Annotated in this window: 10 protein-coding genes and 6 pseudogenes; 9 read left to right on the top strand and 7 right to left on the bottom strand. The window is 61.4% G+C overall.

The genetic code is table 11. The features are described 5' to 3' along the window. Window positions 1–16: 16 nt before the first annotated feature. Together JCM15831_RS15620 and JCM15831_RS15615 are read left to right on the top strand one after the other, a co-directional pair. A pseudogene (locus tag JCM15831_RS15620) lies at window positions 17–1,529 on the top strand (S41 family peptidase). A gap of 54 nt (window positions 1,530–1,583) precedes the next feature. Then, a complete protein-coding gene (locus JCM15831_RS15615; protein WP_035773545.1) occupies window positions 1,584–2,069 on the top strand; it encodes an RNA pyrophosphohydrolase in 486 nt (161 codons plus the stop codon). Here the strand turns inward: JCM15831_RS15615 and JCM15831_RS01050 are convergent. The 4 genes and pseudogenes from JCM15831_RS01050 to JCM15831_RS20735 form a co-directional block, all read right to left on the bottom strand. Further along, window positions 2,064–3,830, bottom strand: a complete 1,767-nt coding sequence (locus JCM15831_RS01050; RefSeq protein ID WP_025822088.1) for an ABC transporter ATP-binding protein — start codon at window positions 3,828–3,830, stop codon at window positions 2,064–2,066. The two genes, JCM15831_RS15615 and JCM15831_RS01050, sit on opposite strands and share 6 nt — an antisense overlap. A gap of 89 nt (window positions 3,831–3,919) precedes the next feature. Next, complete coding sequence (locus JCM15831_RS15610) at window positions 3,920–4,915, bottom strand: tRNA nucleotidyltransferase/poly(A) polymerase family protein (RefSeq protein WP_306301789.1); 996 nt, start codon at window positions 4,913–4,915, stop codon at window positions 3,920–3,922. 55 nt (window positions 4,916–4,970) lie between these two features. Next, window positions 4,971–5,156 (bottom strand): annotated as a pseudogene (locus tag JCM15831_RS23520) (CCA tRNA nucleotidyltransferase); the annotation flags it as partial. 45 nt (window positions 5,157–5,201) lie between these two features. After that, window positions 5,202–5,740 (bottom strand): annotated as a pseudogene (locus tag JCM15831_RS20735) (DUF1285 domain-containing protein). 193 nt (window positions 5,741–5,933) lie between these two features. Here JCM15831_RS20735 and JCM15831_RS15605 point away from each other — a divergent pair. The 6 genes and pseudogenes from JCM15831_RS15605 to JCM15831_RS01015 all read left to right on the top strand — a co-directional run bounded on the left by JCM15831_RS15605 (window position 5,934) and on the right by JCM15831_RS01015 (window position 13,379). Further along, window positions 5,934–6,946: pseudogene (locus JCM15831_RS15605) on the top strand (AAA family ATPase). Between the two features lie 2 nt (window positions 6,947–6,948). Next, the gene (locus tag JCM15831_RS01030) at window positions 6,949–7,875 is read left to right on the top strand and encodes a DUF58 domain-containing protein (RefSeq protein WP_025822084.1); all 927 of its coding nucleotides are present in this window, start codon (window positions 6,949–6,951) and stop codon (window positions 7,873–7,875) included. After that, a complete protein-coding gene (locus JCM15831_RS15600; RefSeq protein WP_232227914.1) occupies window positions 7,872–9,890 on the top strand; it encodes a BatA domain-containing protein in 2,019 nt (672 codons plus the stop codon). The genes JCM15831_RS01030 and JCM15831_RS15600 overlap by 4 nt, the downstream gene beginning before the upstream one ends. A gap of 40 nt (window positions 9,891–9,930) precedes the next feature. Then, window positions 9,931–10,638, top strand: a complete 708-nt coding sequence (locus JCM15831_RS22115; protein WP_232227922.1) for a DUF4159 domain-containing protein — start codon at window positions 9,931–9,933, stop codon at window positions 10,636–10,638. Next, the gene (locus JCM15831_RS01020; protein WP_025822082.1) at window positions 10,635–12,695 is read left to right on the top strand and encodes a hypothetical protein; all 2,061 of its coding nucleotides are present in this window, start codon (window positions 10,635–10,637) and stop codon (window positions 12,693–12,695) included. Before JCM15831_RS22115 ends, JCM15831_RS01020 begins: the two co-directional genes overlap by 4 nt. A gap of 87 nt (window positions 12,696–12,782) precedes the next feature. Continuing rightward, on the top strand, window positions 12,783–13,379 hold the full coding sequence (locus JCM15831_RS01015) for an ankyrin repeat domain-containing protein (RefSeq protein WP_232227921.1): 597 nt from the start codon (window positions 12,783–12,785) through the stop codon (window positions 13,377–13,379). 242 nt (window positions 13,380–13,621) lie between these two features. On the opposite strand, the pseudogene JCM15831_RS01010 reads toward JCM15831_RS01015, so the two are convergent. The 3 genes and pseudogenes from JCM15831_RS01010 to JCM15831_RS01000 form a co-directional block, all read right to left on the bottom strand. Then, window positions 13,622–14,708 (bottom strand): annotated as a pseudogene (locus JCM15831_RS01010) (DNA methyltransferase). After that, the gene (locus tag JCM15831_RS01005) at window positions 14,708–15,349 is read right to left on the bottom strand and encodes a ribonuclease HII (protein WP_025822075.1); all 642 of its coding nucleotides are present in this window, start codon (window positions 15,347–15,349) and stop codon (window positions 14,708–14,710) included. The pseudogene JCM15831_RS01010 and the gene JCM15831_RS01005 overlap by 1 nt, the downstream one beginning before the upstream one ends. Before the next feature lie 200 nt (window positions 15,350–15,549). Then, window positions 15,550–15,843: a CsbD family protein gene (locus JCM15831_RS01000; RefSeq protein ID WP_025822073.1), complete on the bottom strand. Its 294-nt coding sequence runs from the start codon at window positions 15,841–15,843 to the stop codon at window positions 15,550–15,552. Window positions 15,844–16,108: 265 nt separating this feature from the next. On the opposite strand from JCM15831_RS01000, the pseudogene JCM15831_RS15595 reads away from it, so the two are divergent. After that, window positions 16,109–17,409 (top strand): annotated as a pseudogene (locus JCM15831_RS15595) (efflux RND transporter periplasmic adaptor subunit). The last annotated feature ends 2 nt before the right edge of the window (window positions 17,410–17,411 follow it).

Here is a 17,411-nt window from a genome sequence, read left to right as displayed (position 1 = left end):
TCAAGGGATGAATTGCATGAAGCTCCGCACTGGTCTGCTGCTCGGAACGGCATTCCTGGCCGGAATCACCGCCGGCCCGAAACTGGAAGCCATCATGCGCCAAGCCTTGGCAGATGATCAGCAGCAAGGCCTTCGCAAAAGAAGTCGCGTCTGACCCCGACAATCACAGCGAGACCCTGCGCCTGCTGACCCTTTTCGGCACTGTGCTCGATCTGGTTCGCGCCGAATATGTCGAGCCGGTCAGCGACAAGGATTTGATCAACAACGCGCTGGACGGTATGGTCGGCGGGCTCGACCCTCACAGCTCCTATATGAACGAAAAGCAGTTCAAGGAGATGCAGATCCAGATCAGCGGCAAGTTCGGCGGTCTGGGCGTGCAGGTGCAACAGCAGAACGGCCATATTCGCGTCGTCTCGCCCATCGATGGCACCCCTGCTTCCCGCGCCGGGCTCAAGCCGGGCGACTACATCACCGAGGTGGACGGCAAGTCGCTCGAAGGTCTGACCCTCGATCAGGCGGTCACCAAGATGCGGGGCGATGCGGGGACCAAGATCACCCTGACGCTCGTCCGCGCCAAGGAACCTAAACCCCTCAAAGTGACCCTGACGCGTGAGATCGTGCATGTGCAGGTCGTCCGCTCCGCGCTCTACGGCACGATCGGCTATGTGCGCATCTCCGAGTTCGACGACGACACCGAAACCGCGCTGCATGACGCCTATGACAAGCTCAAGGCCAAATCCGGCGGCAAGCTTCAGGGCCTTGTGCTCGATCTGCGTCTGAATCCGGGTGGCAAGCTCGATCAGGCCATTTCTGTCAGCGACGATTTCATCCCCGAGGGCGAGATCGTGTCGATCCGCGGTCGCCATGCGGAGGGCAACCGTCGCTGGGATGCCAAGGGCACCGACATCACCGGCAAGCTACCGATCGTCGTCCTGATCGATGGCGGCTCGGCCTCGGCATCGGAAATCGTGGCCGGTGCCTTGCAGGATCACCGTCGCGCTGTGCTGGTGGGCGAAAAATCCTTCGGCAAGGGCTCGGTTCAGTCGCTCATTCCGGTTCCTGGTCATGGCGCTGTGCGTCTGACGACCGCGCGCTACTACACGCCGTCGGGCCGCTCGATCCAGGCTCTGGGTATCGCCCCCGATATTCTGGTCAAGGAGAGCAAGGACGACGATGGCTACGGCTATCGTGAGGCCGATCTCGCCCATATCATCACCAATACGGGCGGCAACAAGAACAAGGCTCCGGTCCGCACAGACCTGCCCTCCATTTCAAGCAGCATCCCGAGCGCACCGCCCGAGAACTGGCCCCATTTCGAGCTGGCCAAGCCTGCAACCGACTTCCAGCTGCAGCAGGGCCTGCGCATTGTCAGAGCCATGGCCTCCCTGCCCGATGAGGCCTTTCCTCTGGGACAGCCTCCGGCCGATAAGCCCGGAGACAAGAAGGACCAGAAGCAGGCCGCAGCGCCGGAGCCGAAACCGACGATGCAACAGCCCGCAGCTCCAACCCAAGCTGCACCCAAACACTGATCGAAGTTCCTGTCCGGCCCCCTCAGAGGGGCCGGAATTCTATGGGCCTGACGCATGATTGATCCTGCAACCCTTCCCTATCGCCCCAATGTCGGCATCACGCTGTTCAACAGCGCGGGCGCGCTTTTCCTCGCCCGGCGCGCGGATCTGCGCGATGTCTGGCAATGCCCGCAAGGCGGCATTGATGAAAATGAGACCCCGGAGGACGCCGCGATCAGGGAATTGCGTGAGGAAACAGGTCTGAGCGAAGCTCTCCTGCTCGGCAGCTTTCCAGGCTGGCTACCCTATGACCTGCCTGCTCATCTGATCGGGAAGGCGTTAGGAGGAAAATTCCGGGGTCAGACACAGCGCTGGTTCGCCATGCGGATGACGCAGGATGACAGCGCGATCAATCTCGCTGGCGATGGCAGCGAACCGGCAGAATTCGACCGCTGGGAATGGGTCATGCCAGGCGACGTGACCCGCTTCAATCTTGGCTTCAAGCGACCGCTTTACGAAAAGATCCTGCCCGTTCTCTCGGCCCTCGCACCGCCTCTATAAAGAAGCAGGAACCGACTCTTCTTCCTGAGCGGGCTCGACCGGAACCTCCACGTGATCGAGCGACTGGTTGCGTACCAGTCGGGCATAGAGCCCACCCTGAGCCTGTAGCTCGGCATGAGTGCCCAGCTCAACCACAGCGCCGTCTCCCATGACGATAATCAGATCCGCGCTTTTCACCGTGGAGAGACGATGCGCGACGATGATCGTCGTGCGATCGCGACGCAGATCGGCCAGCGTCTTCTGAACCTTTGATTCGCTCTCCGAATCAAGCGCACTCGTCGCCTCATCCAGCAGCAGCAGACGCGGGTCTCGCAGCAGAGCCCGTGCCAGAGCGACGCGCTGTCTCTGCCCGCCAGAGAGACGCTGACCGCCCGGTCCCACGCGTGTATCGAGCCCTTGCGGCAGGGTTTCCGCAAAATCGACGGCGGCGGCCAAAGCGGCAGCTTCTACTTCGGCCCGGCTCGCCTGAGGACGCCCGATCCGGATATTCTCGAGAACCGAGATGTCGAACAGGGTCGTATCCTGGCTGACATAAGCGATGGCGTCACGCAGATCGGCAAGGGTCAGAGCACGGAGATCGACCCCATCGAGCAAGATAGCCCCATCGCTGACATCATGCAGACGAGGAATCAGCGAGAGTGCCGTGGATTTACCCGCCCCTGACGGGCCAACCAGAGCAACGGTCCATCCGGGTTTGACGTCAAAACTCAACCCACGCAGACCGACACGCCCATCGGGGTAAGCAAAACTGGCGTTCTGAAAAACAAGATGGCCGTGGCCCGGAGGCAAAGGGGAAGCATCGCGACGTTCTGCGACGGCAGGAGGCTCATCGATGACGGAGAACACACGCTCCAGCCCGCCCAGGCCTTCCTGAAGAGCGGCGTTGAGCGATCCCAGAGACCGCAAGGGGCGCGATGCTGCAAACAGGGCAGCGATAAACGCCGTAAAATCGCCGAGCGTGGCGCCGCCCATGGCAGCGCGCCACCCGGCAAAACCCAGAACAGCCGCAATCGCTGTGCCACCCAGCACTTCAAGCACGGGATCGACGCGCGCACGACCACGGGAAATGCGCCAGAAGGCACCGTGCAGAAGATCGAGCGAACGATCGATCCGCGTCGACTCACTGCCCTCCATCCGGTAGACACGCACCTGACGCGCCAGAGCGAAACTCTCATTCAGCAAGGTCGCCGTCTCACCGATTTGCTCCTGCATGCCGCCCGAAGCTCTGCGCACGCGCTTGCCCAGCTTCTGGATCGGCACGGCCGCAATCGGGTAAAGCACGAGCGCGATCAGGCTCAGCTCCCAGTCGGTATAGATCATCGACACCACAAGTCCGACGACCGTCACGACATCGCCTAGGGCGTTGACCGCCCGGATCATGGCCTCGCGGATCGAGACGGCATCGGTCGTAAACCGTGCGGCCCATTGAGCCGGAGCCTCGCGCTCGATGCGGGCAATGTCAGCGGTCAGCGCATGAGAGAACATGCGCGACTGCAACCCGCGGATCACGACAAGAACGAGACTCTGCACCGTCAGGGTCTGGCCGTATTGCGATGCGGCCTTGAGCCCCGTCACCAGCACGACCAGAGCGGGAACTTGGTAAAGGATGCGTGGGTCATGCACCGCAAACATGTCGACGGCGCGCTTGATGACCAGCGGATAAAGAGCCGTCAGTCCAGCGGTGAGCACGGTCAGCACCACGACCCCGGCCAGACGGCCGACATGCTGGCGGACTTCCTCACGCCAGATCCGGAACAGCATCCGGCGCCCCTGAGCGCTTGGGGATCGATCCGTCGCAATGGTGTCTGGCTGGCCGGCTGCGGTGTTTTCATCCCTGCCGTTTACCGCTCTCAGCCCCGCGGGGAAAGGGGCAGGCGGTTATTGAGCTCGGCCAGACAGGCCTGCCGGTCCGGCCGACAGCCTTTGGCGCGCCACCAGCGCGTAAGATCGCCGATCACCTTTCCGATCTCCTTGCCAGCCGGCACGCCGAGCGCGACGATATCACGCCCCGCGAGCGGAAAGACGGGCACCGCCATCGTCGCCAGTCTCTTCCGGAGATCGTCCCAATTTTCGCGATCGGGCTCGAAGAGCTCCGCCTGCACGCGCCAGGAACGATCAATCAGGCCCGCCTGATCATGACAGGACAAAAGCCGGCGCAGGGCATCCCCATCCAGATCAGGGCTGAGGTGACCGGATTTTGAAAATTCTGCGCCCTGCTCATCAAACGCGATCAACGGCGTCGATGGATTGAACCGGGCAAGTCGTTGCCCCTGCTTGATGGAAAGACGAAGGCTGCGAGACAGGTCCGGGGCGTCGCTCAGAAGGCCGAGACGAAGAACCGCCTCCTCTGGTGCGCCATTCGACAAGGCATTTGCAAGCCGATCGATCCGGGGTTCAGGAACGATGCGCTCGAGGAGACCGATCTGCTGCATCGCCATCAGCGTCCGAATGAGATTTGGCCCCACCAGAAGACGGAGCAATTCACTGGCAATCCGTTCAGCCGAGAGGCCGGAAATCAGCCCTACACGCTCTCGGATTGCGGCCAGCGCCTCGTCATTGGGCTGGACCGTGCCAAATCGGGCATCGAAACGGAAGAACCGCAGGATTCGTAACGCATCTTCCTCAATGCGCTGAACGGCATCGCCGACAAACCGTACCCGGGACGCGGCAATATCTCGCTGCCCCTCAAAGAAATCGTGAATAACGCCATCTTTGTCGCAGAACAGGGCATTGATCGTGAAATCGCGTCGCGCGGCATCTTCTCGCCAATCCGTCGTCCAGGCGACTTCGGCATGGCGTCCGTCTGTCGTAACATCCCGCCGTAATGTGGTGATCTCGAAGCACATGATCGATCAATGCCGTCACCGTGCCGTGAGAAAGCCCTGTCGGAATCGTCTTGATACCCGCCTGCTGCAAGAGACGCTGCACGTCTTCTGGCGGCTCGGGTGTTGCCAGATCGAGATCGTGGACCGCTTGCCCGCCGAGAAGCAGATCCCGAACGGACCCACCGACAAGGCGCGCTTCAGGCAGAACGGCCCAGAGACGGTCCAGCCCTGTGCGATCAGGCAGTTTTTTCAGAATGCTCACATCAAACCCGGGGCAAGAGAGACGGCTATCGGCGCCTGCTCAATATTACTCGACGTGCATGGGCGCGAGCGGGAAGAAACAATCCTGACTCCACACTCCCATGCAGGGACGACACCCCACATGGCCGGGAACAGCCAGAGCCACAAGCTCATAATAGATCGGGCGAGGAAGCCGGGCGAGAATGGGCTGGTCTCCCTCGCCTCGTCTGACCTGGACATAGGGAATCGCAGCACATTCTTCCGAGGGGGGATGATCCCAGTCCACGATCAGCGGATGCGCGGGACCGACACACAGCAATTCGTCCATATTGGTGCGCAGGCACAGATTCTGCTGTCGACCGCATAACCCGCGAAAATCGAGTTCACGCACGATGAAGGGCGCATCTTCAACCTGGATCGTGCCCGACTCCGTCGCGTCCGCAGCCAGTAAGTTCCGCTATGGTCCCGTGTCAGCATCGATCCGAAAAGACACAGCATCTCTTTGCGGCGGATCGGCGAGCCGCGATAAAGCCACGTCCCATCCCGTTTGATGAGAAAGGGCAGTACTCTATGGGCTGTTTCTTCAGGCTGACCATCAGCCTTCATGTCCCCTCGCACGTCGCACGCCCCCTGCACATCACTCAGGATTGTTGCCTGCATCTGCGCGCAGTATGAGTCCTGTTTTCCACCCTCGTCTCTCAACGCTCTCTCCGCCTGCGGTCCAAAAAACTCGTCTCATGCTGCAAGTTGGGTCGTCTTATGGCTTGATGAAACCCCCGGAACTGTCAGATTGGCAAATATGAGCCAGAACGATCTCTCTTCCTTCTCCGCCGAAACCCCTGCCGACCTCGCCTTGGCCGAGCGCCTGACGGCGCAACTCGGCTCTGTCCAGAGCGCGATCGGGCAGGTTGTGCTTGGGCAACGCGATGTGATCAACCGCCTGCTGGTCACGATCCTCTCTGGCGGACACGCCCTTTTGATCGGCGCACCGGGGCTCGGCAAGACCCTGCTCGTCAGCACGGCGGCTCAGGTTCTGGGGCTGGACACGCGGCGCGTCCAGTTCACGCCTGACCTCATGCCGTCTGACATCACAGGCAGCGACATTCTCGATGAGGATGAGAACGGACGCCGGTTTTTCCGCTTCGTCAAAGGCCCGATCTTCACGCAATTGCTGCTGGCCGACGAAATCAATCGCGCCAGCCCGCGTACGCAGTCCGCACTGCTGCAGGCGATGCAGGAATATGAGGTGGCTCAGGCCGGGACCAATCATAAGCTCCCCCGCCCGTTCCATGTTCTGGCAACCCAGAATCCGATCGAGCAGGAGGGAACCTACCCTCTGCCTGAAGCCCAGCTCGATCGGTTCATGCTGCGTATTGCGCTGACCTTCCCCGAGCGTGAGGCCGAGCGCGAGATGCTGCTGCAGACCACGGGCGTTCAGGCTGCAGAAGCCCCCACCTGCTCTCTCCTCGTCGCCTGATCGAGGCTCAGGGACTGGTGCGCCGTCTTCCCGTTGGCGACAAAGTGCTCGAGGGGATTCTCTCTCTCGTGCGTGGTCTCCGCCCCGAGACTGCTTACAAGCCTGAGCTGGCCTCCTCGCTTCTCTACGGCCCCGGCCCTCGCGCAGCCCAGGCTCTGATGCTGAGCTGCCGCGCCCAGGCCCTGCTCGACGGACGTCTGACGCCCAGCCTGGACGATGTTGCCGATCTTGCAGAATCCGTTCTGGCCCATCGCATGGCGCTCAGCTTCTCAGCCCGGGCCTCCGGCCTTCAGGTGGAAGAGCTGATTGCAAAGGCGGTCGAGGCGCTCCTCTGACCGTGAGCGGTTTTTTCGGGAAATGGCGACGCAAGGCAGATCCTGAAGCGGCGTCGGGAGCCACGATCGCGCCGCTGATGCCGGAAGCCGAAGCCCTGCTTCCTCCGCTGGTGATCGAGGCAGAGCGCATCGGACGTCAAATTCGTGCCGGTGTGCATCATCAGCACCGCGCCGGAGCGGGCGAGGATTTCTGGCAATATCGCCCCGCCCATGATCATGAACCGGCCCACCGCATCGACTGGCGGCAATCGGCGCGCAGCGATCAGCTCTGGGTGCGTGAACGCGAGGCCGAAGGCGCGCAGCAGCTCACTTTGTGGTGCGATCCTTCCCCGTCGATGACATGGCAGTCACGGCCTGACCTGCCGACCAAGAAAAAACAGGCACAGACTGCGACGCTGGCTCTGGCTGCAGCAGGCCTGCATGGTGGTGAACGCGTCGCGCTTCTGAACGGGCCTGAGCAGGGACGATCCGTGAGCGGCCCCCACTCCCTGCAACGTCTGGCGCTTAATCTGACAGCGGGCCCCTCACCGTCCCTGCCCTCGCTGGACACGCTCCGCCCCTATGGCCAGCTCGTTCTGATCAGTGATTTTCTGTTCCCTCTGGACACACTCGAGGCCCTGCTGCGCGATGTGGCCGCCCGCCCGGCGCGCACCGAACTGTTCTGCGTTCTCGACCCGGCCGAACGCAGCCTGCCTTATGCAGGGCGCATCAATTTCGACAGTCTCGAAGCAGAGGGCGCCCTGACCCTGCCCGCTGTCGAGACGCTTACCGCCGCCTATAAACAGGAAATGCGTGCTCATCTCGACCAGATTACCTTGCTGGCAGAAGCCCATGGTGCAGGCTTCACCCTGCATCACAGCGACCAGCCCCTGCTCCCTGCCCTTCTCGCCCTCTATGCGCGCCTGACCGGGGGGCGTCTGCACGCATGATCTTTCTGACACCGCTTGCCCTGATCGGCCTGCTGGCCCTTCCTGCTCTTTACTGGCTGGTCAAGGCCACGCCACCGCCGCCCAAGGAACAGGCCTATCCCTCGCTTCAGATTTTGAGGCGCCTCCGACCGGGGCGGGCCGATACGGCGCGCTCGCCGCTCTGGCTGCTTATGCTCCGTCTGATCGCCGTCGCGCTTCTGATTTTTGGCCTTGCTCAGCCGATCTGGCTGGGTCGCGATCTAAGCGACGCGCCCTCGAAAGATCTTGTCCTCGTTCTCGATAATGGCTGGGCGTCTGTCCCCCATTGGCAGGACCGTCTCCGGGCTGCCCGTCAACTGGCTGAGCGGCGTTTCAGAGCCGGGCATGAGGTCACGCTCCTGCTGACGGCCCCGGACCCTGATGGCAGCATGGCTGCGCCGTTCACCACGACGGATCGTCCCCGCTTTGAGGAGCGTCTTCTCGCGCTGACGCCTCATTCCTGGCCCGCCGACCGGGCACAGAGCGCCAGACAGCTTGCACAATTTGCGGTCGCTACGGGGAATGGATCTCAGCCCCCTCATGACGTTGTCTTTCTCTCCGACGGCGTTGCCACTGCGACCGACATCGTACTGGCAAAATCCGTTCAGGAGCTGAAAGCACATGCGAGCGGCGCAATCAGCGATATGCGCTGGCCTGACTGCGACACGCTGCTTCTCACGGCCAAAAATGAAGAGGGCGGCCATCTGAGCGCGGCCGTCAGTGGATTTCCCTGCCCCTCGCGACCGCTCAGGATCAGGGTCCGTGACGAAAAGGGCGGCACGCTCGGCATTTTTCCGCTCGATGAGAAAAGCCAAAAGCCGACCGACATCGCCCTGCCTCCCCTGCTGCGCAATCGCGCCGCGCGCCTCGCGCTTGAAAGCGACACGGCGCCGCTGCCGGGACCGTCCTCCCTCTTCCTGCTGGATTCGGGAGATCGTCGTCATCCGGTCGGGCTGCTGACACCGGGGGCCGAAGATACCCCTCTGACCGGACAGGGCTTCTTTCTGGCTCAGGCGATCAAGGGCGTTGGGGAACTGCATCGTGGCCCGGCTCCCGCCCTGCTCAAGCAAAAGCTTTCCGTCCTGATCGCAACAGACGGAACCCTTGGCGATGACGACACGCGAAACCGCGTTGCCGACTGGGTGCGTCATGGGGGCGTGCTGATCCGCTTCGCCGGACCGAATCTGGCGGCAGATGCACAGGCAGCCTCCCAGGACAGCAGCAAGACGCTCCTCCCCGTGCCCCTGATGAGCGGCATGCGCCAGCTCGGCGGCCCGATGTCCTGGGGTAAACCCCAGCTGCTCTCGGCCTTTGCCGAGCATTCTCCTTTCGAAGGTCTCGATCTTTCCAAAGAAGTGACCGTGACGCGTCAGGTTCTCGCGCAGCCGACGACCGATCTCGGGGCGCATGTCTGGGCGCGCCTGAGCGACGGAACACCTCTGGTAACCGCTGCTCCCCTCGGTCAGGGAGAGCTCGTTCTGTTTCACGTCACCGGCACGGCAGACTGGTCCAGCCTCCCGCTCTCGGGACTTCTCCCGGCGATGCTCGAACGCCTGATCGAGCGTTCTCTGGGTCAGCAGGATCAGACAGTCCTGCGTCAGCTGACACCGTTCACCATGCTCGACACGCAGGGCGCACTGGTTCCGCCTCCCGAGCGGCGCGCCCGCTGGCCGTGGACAAACTCGCGCTCACCCATCCGGATGTGCAGCACCTCCGGGCTATTACGGTCCCCGCCTTTCCCGTCGGGCGTTCAATCTCGGGGATCACCTCCCCCCGCTTCAGGCAGAAGCTCTTCTGGGCGACGCGGTCACTCCGCAGCATTTGTCGTCCGATCGTACTCTGGCGCCGTTTCTGCTGGCTGCGGCGCTGTTTCTGCTTCTGGCCGATTTCCTGATCGCCCTGTGGCTGCGTGGCCTGTTCGGACGCGCAACCCTCATCCTCTGCGTCCTTGTTGGCGCAACCGGGCTTTCCGGCTCTCCAGCCCTGGCACAGGATGAGGACGAAGGACCTGGCCTGACAAGCGTCACCCACGGCTCTGTGCCAGGCGCCGCGCTCGAAACGCGTCTGGGCTATATCCTGAGCGGCCATGACGACATCGATCAGGCATCTCGTGAAGGCCTGCAGGGGCTCTCCAACTACGCCTCCGACCGCTCCTCGGCCATGATGGGTCACCCCGATGGGGTTACACCGGGCAAGGACGATCTCGCATTCTATCCCCTGCTCTACTGGCCGATCACCGACGACGTTCAGGAAGACCCGAAGCGCTCTGCCGCGCTGAACAGCTTCATGGCCCATGGCGGTATCCTGATGCTCGACACGCAGGGCGTCGGTTCCGAGCTTTCGACGCAGGATGACCGGCAGACGCGCTCTGCCCTGAAACGGGCAACGAGCGGGCTGGTCGTCCCGCCGCTCAGCAAGCTCGACGATCATCATGTGCTCGCCCACAGCTTCTATCTGCTCCATGATTTCCCCGGTCGTGTGCAGGGACTGCCCGTCTGGGTGGCGCGAAGCGGTGATGACAGCAATGACGATGTCAGCCCGATTATTATCGGTGCTGGTGACTGGGCGCATGCCTGGGCTGTCGATGCTCAGGGAAATGCCCCTTATGCGGTCATCCCCGGTGGGGATGAGCAACGCACACAGGCCTACCGCTTTGGCGTCAATCTTCTTCTCTATGCCCTGACCGGCAACTACAAGGCCGATCAGATGCGCGTGCCGGAACTTCTGAAGAGGATGGCCCAATGAACCATCTCACCTTCATGCCCCTCATTCCGGTCTGGACGATCGCAGCGGCTGCGGGGATCGTAACCCTCATCGGGGCCTATGCCCTGCTGCGCCGCGTACCGGGGAGCCTCGCACGGCTCCTTGCGCTACTTCTCGTCCTGCTCTGGCTCTCTGGCCCGAGACTCAGCCAACCGGTCTTCGAGCCCGCACCGCAAGACGTGCTGCTCGTCGTCGATCACTCCCCGTCGATGGCATTGCGCAACCGACTGGACAGTGCGGAAAAAGCTGCGGCGCGCCTGCAGGAGGAGGCCCGGTCAATCCCCGGTCTCACGCTGCACACGGTCACGGTGCAAGGCGGCAATGGTCACGGCACGCGTCTTTTCGACGCCATCGATCAGGCCGACCTCCCTCCGGGACGGTTCAGCGGCACGGTTCTGGTGACCGATGGCATGGTGCATGATGCACCGGCAAACCTGCCATCTCTCTTCACGCATGAGAAAAATACCCTTCCCCTGCATGTGCTTTTGACCGGTAAGGGAGAGGAAACCGACCGCAGGCTGCGCGTGCTTCAGGCACCGCCCTATGCCCTCGTCGGCAAGGAGGCGGTCATGCGTGTGATCGTCGACGATCTGGGTGTACCGAGCGGGCAACCCGTCACCCTCACCCTGCGTCAGGGTGACGAAAAGCCCCGTCAGATCCCGGCCATCTCTGGCCAGGCAGTCGACCTCAGCGTGCCGATCCATCGTCCGGGTGAGACACTGGTCACACTGACAGCTGCCCCTTTGAGCGGCGAGGTCAGCCCTCGCAACAACACGGCAATTGTCCGGATCAACGGGGTGCGTGACCGCCTGAAGGTCCTGCTTGTCTCAGGCACGCCCAATCAGGGCGAACGTATCTGGCGTCGCTTGCTCAAGGCAGACCCCTCGGTCGATCTCGTGCATTTTACGATCCTGCGTCCGCCCGACAAGGATGATGGCACCCCGCTTTCCGACCTTGCCCTGATCCCCTTCCCCATCAAGGAACTGTTTCAGGACAAGATCAAACAGTTCGATCTGATCATTCTCGACGGGTTCCATAACGCCGGGATTCTGCCGCAGGACTATCTCGCCAATATCGCCGATTATGTACGCGAGGGCGGTGGCCTGCTGCTGACTGCCGGACCGGAATTCACTCAGGACGGAACGCTTCAGGATACGCCGCTCGCCGATATCCTGCCCGCGCATGTGCCTTCGAACGGCGTCGTCAATGAACGCTTCGTTCCGGCGCTGACGCAGGCGGGCCGACGTCACCCGGTAACAGCCGATCTGCCGCAGCCCTGGGGGCCCTGGTACCGTGCACTGGCATCGGACAGTTCACACGGCACCCCGCTGCTTGCCGGACCGGGTAACCAGCCCCTGCTCGTGCTCGATACGGTGAACAAGGGACGTGTCGCCCTGTTGCTCTCCGATCAGCTCTGGCTCTGGTCACGAGGTGAAGGCGGCGGCGGCCCACAGGCTGAACTGCTCAAGCGCCTGTCACATTGGCTGATGAAGGAGCCCGATCTGGAGGAAAACCAGCTTCGCGCCTCCATCAACGACAATACGCTGCATATTGAGCGCCATAGCGATTCGGAACGTCTGGCGACCCCGGCACTCCTCACGACCCCGGACGGCAGGATGATTTCTGTGCCGCTGAAGCCTTCAGGCAATGGGCTTTTTACGGCGAACGCGCCCACCAATGGCGCAGAAGGTCTCTGGGTCGTGAGACAGGACGGCTTGACCGCCGTTGCCGCTCAGACGACGCGCAATGCGCTCGAAGATGCCGATTTACGGGCCACAGCGACGATCCTCTCTCCCCTGTCAGCCAAAAGCGAGGGTGCCACGTCCTGGCTCGGATCGGACACGTCGACACCCCAGATCAGGCAGGTTTCCTCAGGTTCGCTCTCCGGGTCCGGCTGGATCGGTTTCCCGAGACAGCTTGTCCCTGTTGCGTCTTCGAGCCGTTTGACGGCACTGTGCCCTTCCTGGCTCGCCTTGGGCGGGACGCTGGTCCTTCTCTTCCTCAGCTGGTGGCGCGAAGGTCAACTTCGCCGTCGATAGGGAGTCGCCAGCCCGTTCACGATTGCTTATAGTCCGATCATGCGCCACTCGAGACGTCACATGAATGTCACACGACTCTTTCCTCTGATGCTGACGACAGCTTTGGCTGCGTCACCTGTTTTCTTCATTCCCTGGCATGCCGCGCATGCGCAGTCTGCTGATGATGCGGAAGCGGAACAGGAAGCCGAAGAGGCACAGAAGAAAGCCGAAGCTCGTCGCGCTGCCAAAGCAGCTGCGCCACCAGCGGCTCTTCCGGGTGCAGAGTCACAGGAAATGAATGCCGGTCACGCAAACGCGGACCTTAATCCCACCGACGCCCTTTTCGACGCGATCAACCGTGGCTCTCTGAACGCTGCCAAGGAAGCCCTTAATCGCGGCGCAGATATGAGGGGAAAGAACGTCCTGTTCCAGACCCCTCTGGACATGGCGATCGATCTGAACCGCAAGGACATCATGTTCCTGCTGCTCTCGATGCGGAGCTACAATGACAACGGTGGCAGCTTTGCAGCCGAAACCAGCCATTCCGGGATCGAGACCGATTCCAAAGGCAATGGTCATCTGACCATCAAGGGTCGAGGCAGACAAAATGCGACGGCAGTAGCGGCCTCAGCCAAGTCCCGTTTCGACGCCTCGGGCGGTCAGCCCCAGCCAGAAATCGGCTTTCTTGGTTTTGGCGGACGCTGAAACCAACGCCCTCTCTGGGTAATCAAGAGGGGCAAGAGCCCGATCTGAGGCTTGATTTCCGGATCGCAAGATCCGGCTCCCCTTTTCAGCGAACCTGCGACGGATCCCTGTCACGGATCAGGATGATCCTCAGGAACCCCAAAACCTTCTGGATTTTCCACGATATGCGACCCGGATGCTCACGATGAGCGACCCATGCTGACAATGCGGCAACAGCCGCATGTCAGCTTAGCGATCTGGAGTTAGCCGACGTTGCGAAGCGGCGCCTGCGCCAGTTCAGTGCGCAGAATATCCAGCTGAAGCACCTCGCCCTTGCGCTCGAAATACCAGAACGTCCAGCCATTGCAGGACGGGGCATTGGTGAGAAGCGCGCCCATCTTGTGGATGGAGCCACGCTGCATGCCTGACACAAGGCTGCCATCGGGCATGACAGTAGCACTGATGCGACGCTGCCGATCGAACAACTCTGTCCCTGCGGGCAGCGCGCCCTGCTCCACAAAACTGCCGAAAGGAACACGAGGCATTTCCCGCTTGGCAGGTGATGGCCAGCTGCTCGTCTGACAGACGCGTTTCAGCCGCCACACGCGCCCGGGCTGCCTCGATATAATCCGGATGACGCTCGATCCCGATGAAGCGACGGCCCAGACGCTTGGCCATGGCAGCCGTCGTGCCGCTTCCCGAAAACGGATCCAGCACGATATCGTCGACCACAGTCGATGCAATCAGCACGCGATGGAGCAGGCTCTCGGGCTTCTGAGTAGGATGCAGCTTCAGCCCGTGGGCGTTACGCAGGCGCTCATTGCCTGTGCAGAGCGGCAGATACCAGTCGCTGCGCATCTGCATGTCGTCGTTCAGGGCCTTCATGGCCTGATAGTTGAAACGATATTTGCTTTCCGGTCCGCGCGCCGCCCAGATCAGAGTTTCATGAGCATTGGTGAAACGACGCCCCCGGAAATTGGGCATCGGGTTAGCTTTGCGCCAGACGATGTCGTTGAGGATCCAGAAGCCCAGATCCTGCATGATCGCACCAAGGCGGAAGACGTTATGGTAAGACCCGATGACCCAGATCGTCCCGTCTTTAGTCAGGATCCGTCGGGCCTCTGCCAGCCATTCACGCGTGAAATTGTCATAGGTCGCGTAATCGGCAAATTTGTCCCAGGCATCATCCACACCGTCGACCACAGTCTCGTCTGGACGGCGTAGTTCGCCTCGCAGCTGCAGATTATACGGTGGGTCAGCGAAGATGCAGTCGATACTGGCATCAGGCAGGCTGCGCATCGTGTCGACGCATTCACCACACAGGATCTGATCGAGAGGGAAATCCTGCATTAAATAGCTCCGACCTGTTGGGCTGCGCTGGCAAGATGCGCACGTATAGGGGCAAATTCGCGACGGTGATGGGGCGTAACGCCGGCCTGTTTCAGACCAGCCATGTGCAGGGCCGTGCCGTATCCGGCATTCTTTTCCCAGCCATACGCATTGTGACGCTCTGAAAGTCTGGTCATCAGACGATCTCGCGTCACCTTGGCGATGATCGACGCCCCGGCGATCGACAGGCTTTTCCTGTCGCCACCGACAACAGCCAGAGCCGGGCAGCCCATCTCAGGGAGGCGATTGCCATCCACAAGGGCAAGATCAGGGACGATGTCGATATGCTCGAGCGCCCGCTGCATCGCCAGATGGCAGGCCTTGCCAATATTGATCGCCTCGATCTCGGCAACCGAGGCAGCCCCCAGCCCGACGCGCACCGACGGATGGGCGAGTAATGCAGCGTAGGCGGCATCGCGACGTTTTGCCGTCAAACGCTTTGAATCATCGATCAGGCTCGCCAGCGCATCGTCTGGCGGCGTCAGAAAAAGCATCGCTGCGGCGATAACCGGACCGGCAAGCGGACCACGCCCCACCTCATCGAGACCGACCACTCTCTTTTCTGGTGCCCCGTGGGCAAGTTCGAGAGCGTAATCCGGCATGAGCTGCGATGTGATCCTTGACGACGAGAAAAAAGGTCAGACTGTCCGAGTCGCACAGTCATTCGAATCGCTTTTGAATCACCCGAATCGCGCTGTAAACCCCTAGCGGCATTCACTGAATCATTTTTGCCGCTCCAAAACGAAAAAGAGGGACCGCATTGCTGCGATCCCTCTTCCCCGTCTCGGGCTTTCAGAGCTGCTTAGTTCTTCTTCGAGCGACCGAAAAAGAGCGCGCCCAGGATCGTACCGACGACGATCGCAACGCTGAGTGAGATCAGCGGGCGGTCCTGCACGAAGGCTGTTGCCTTCTCGAGGGTGGTCTCGGCATCGTCATAAAGATCGGCAAATTCCTGCTGCGCCACGCCGGAGAGCTGGTCGATCTTGCCTTCAGCCTGAACCTTGGCGTCGCCGGTCAGCCCGCCTGCTGCGTCCTTGATGCGGCCCTTGGCTTCGTCGAGCAGACCTTCACCTTTGTTCTTCACTGAATCGCTCATTGTCATAATCCTTTCACAAAACGGACTCAAAGTTATCCGTGACGAGAAGACCAACGACGCATAGGCAAAACGGTTTCGTTTACCAAGACGCAATATCCATTCAAGATGAGGTGGCGCTCTCTAACGTGTCGTGTTTTAAATTGTTTCGTCCTTGAACTAGAATTTAGCTGACGTCATGACAGGTCGGCCTCAAATAACGTATGTCCGAGATACCAGCGCGCGCACATGACCGCTCCTGGATCTGGGTTATGGAAGACGAGAAGAGATGACTGATCAGACGGGCCCCGACCGGACCCAGCCTGCGCGCCATACTGCGCCCCATGCCGCCACAACGCCCGTATCGGGCAAGCCGCGCCGCAAGCGTAAGCTTCTATTTGTGATCGGTGGCGTGATCGTTCTGCTTCTTGCCATCGCCTTCCTGCGCCCCCACTCCTCGACGCACCACGCCGGTCGGGGCACGCATAAAACGGGGCGACCGCCCAGGGCAAAAGCGATGCGAGCCCCGTTGCGGTCGCCGTGGTGAAAACCGGCGACATGCCCGAGATCCTGACCGAGCTCGGCACGGTCGTGCCGATTACAAACGTGACCGTTCAGGCCCGTGTGAGCGGCTACATCATGCAGGTCGAATTCAAGGAGGGTCAGCACGTCAAGGCGGGCGACGAACTCGTTCTGATCGATCCCCGCCCCTATCAGGTGGCGCTCGAGCAGCAGCTCGGCACGCTCAAGCAGGACGAGGCCCAGCTGGCTGACGCCCGCATCAATGCCGGTCGCTATGACAAGCTGATCAAGCAGAACTCGATCGCCGCAATGACGGCCATCGACGCACAATACAAGGTGCAGCAGCTCGAAGGTACGGTAAAGCTCGATCAGGCCAATGTCGATAATGCGCGCCTCAACCTCTATTACTGTCATATCATCGCGCCTGTGGACGGCCGCGTGGGTATTCGTGCGGTAGACATGGGCAATTACTTTACCGCCGGACAATCGGGTGGTCTGACGATCCTGACCCAGATGCAGCCGATCTCGGTCATCTTCACCCTGCCGCAGGATCAGTTGCCGCAGGTCATGGATCGCCTGCGCGCGGTCGGAGAGCTGCCTGTCGAAGCCTGGGACAGCGCAAACCTGAACAAAATTGCCTCCGGAACGGTCAAGGCCGTGGACAGTCAGATCGACACCGCCACCGGTACGGTGCGGATGCGCGCGATCTTCACAAACGAAGACGAGCATCTCTTCCCCAACCAGTTCGTCAACGCACGCCTTCTGGTCGATACGCTGCACGACGTGATCCTGTTGTCGTCCAACGCCCTGCAGACCGGGCCGGACGGCCAGTTTGTCTATGTGGTCAAGGACGACAACACGGTCGAGATGCGCAGTGTCACCACGGGCATTGCCAGCAATGACACGACAGTCATCAAGTCTGGCCTGAAGCTGGGTGAACGCGTCGTGACTGACGGGACGAACCATCTCCGTCCCGGTGCGAAGGTCACCATCCCCGCCGACGATACCGGCAAGAGCGAGAACCCGTCTGCAGACAAGCCCGCCTCTCCCTCCAAGCCTGCACAGTAAAT

This window comes from Asaia astilbis JCM 15831 (assembly GCF_000613845.1).
GTDB classification, from domain to species: Bacteria; Pseudomonadota; Alphaproteobacteria; order Acetobacterales; family Acetobacteraceae; genus Asaia; species Asaia astilbis.
This window is presented reverse-complemented; position numbering and strand designations above follow the sequence as displayed.

Coding starts and splice junctions, on each gene's coding strand:
- JCM15831_RS15610 (WP_306301789.1), bottom strand. CDS start 4,915: ATGTGCTTCGAGATCACCACATTACGGCGGGATGTTACGACAGACGGA.
- JCM15831_RS01050 (WP_025822088.1), bottom strand. CDS start 3,830: ATGCTGTTCCGGATCTGGCGTGAGGAAGTCCGCCAGCATGTCGGCCGT.
- JCM15831_RS01005 (WP_025822075.1), bottom strand. CDS start 15,349: ATGCCGGATTACGCTCTCGAACTTGCCCACGGGGCACCAGAAAAGAGA.
- JCM15831_RS15615 (WP_035773545.1), top strand. CDS start 1,584: ATGATTGATCCTGCAACCCTTCCCTATCGCCCCAATGTCGGCATCACG.
- JCM15831_RS01000 (WP_025822073.1), bottom strand. CDS start 15,843: ATGAGCGATTCAGTGAAGAACAAAGGTGAAGGTCTGCTCGACGAAGCC.
- JCM15831_RS01020 (WP_025822082.1), top strand. CDS start 10,635: ATGAACCATCTCACCTTCATGCCCCTCATTCCGGTCTGGACGATCGCA.
- JCM15831_RS15600 (WP_232227914.1), top strand. CDS start 7,872: ATGATCTTTCTGACACCGCTTGCCCTGATCGGCCTGCTGGCCCTTCCT.
- JCM15831_RS01015 (WP_232227921.1), top strand. CDS start 12,783: ATGCTGACGACAGCTTTGGCTGCGTCACCTGTTTTCTTCATTCCCTGG.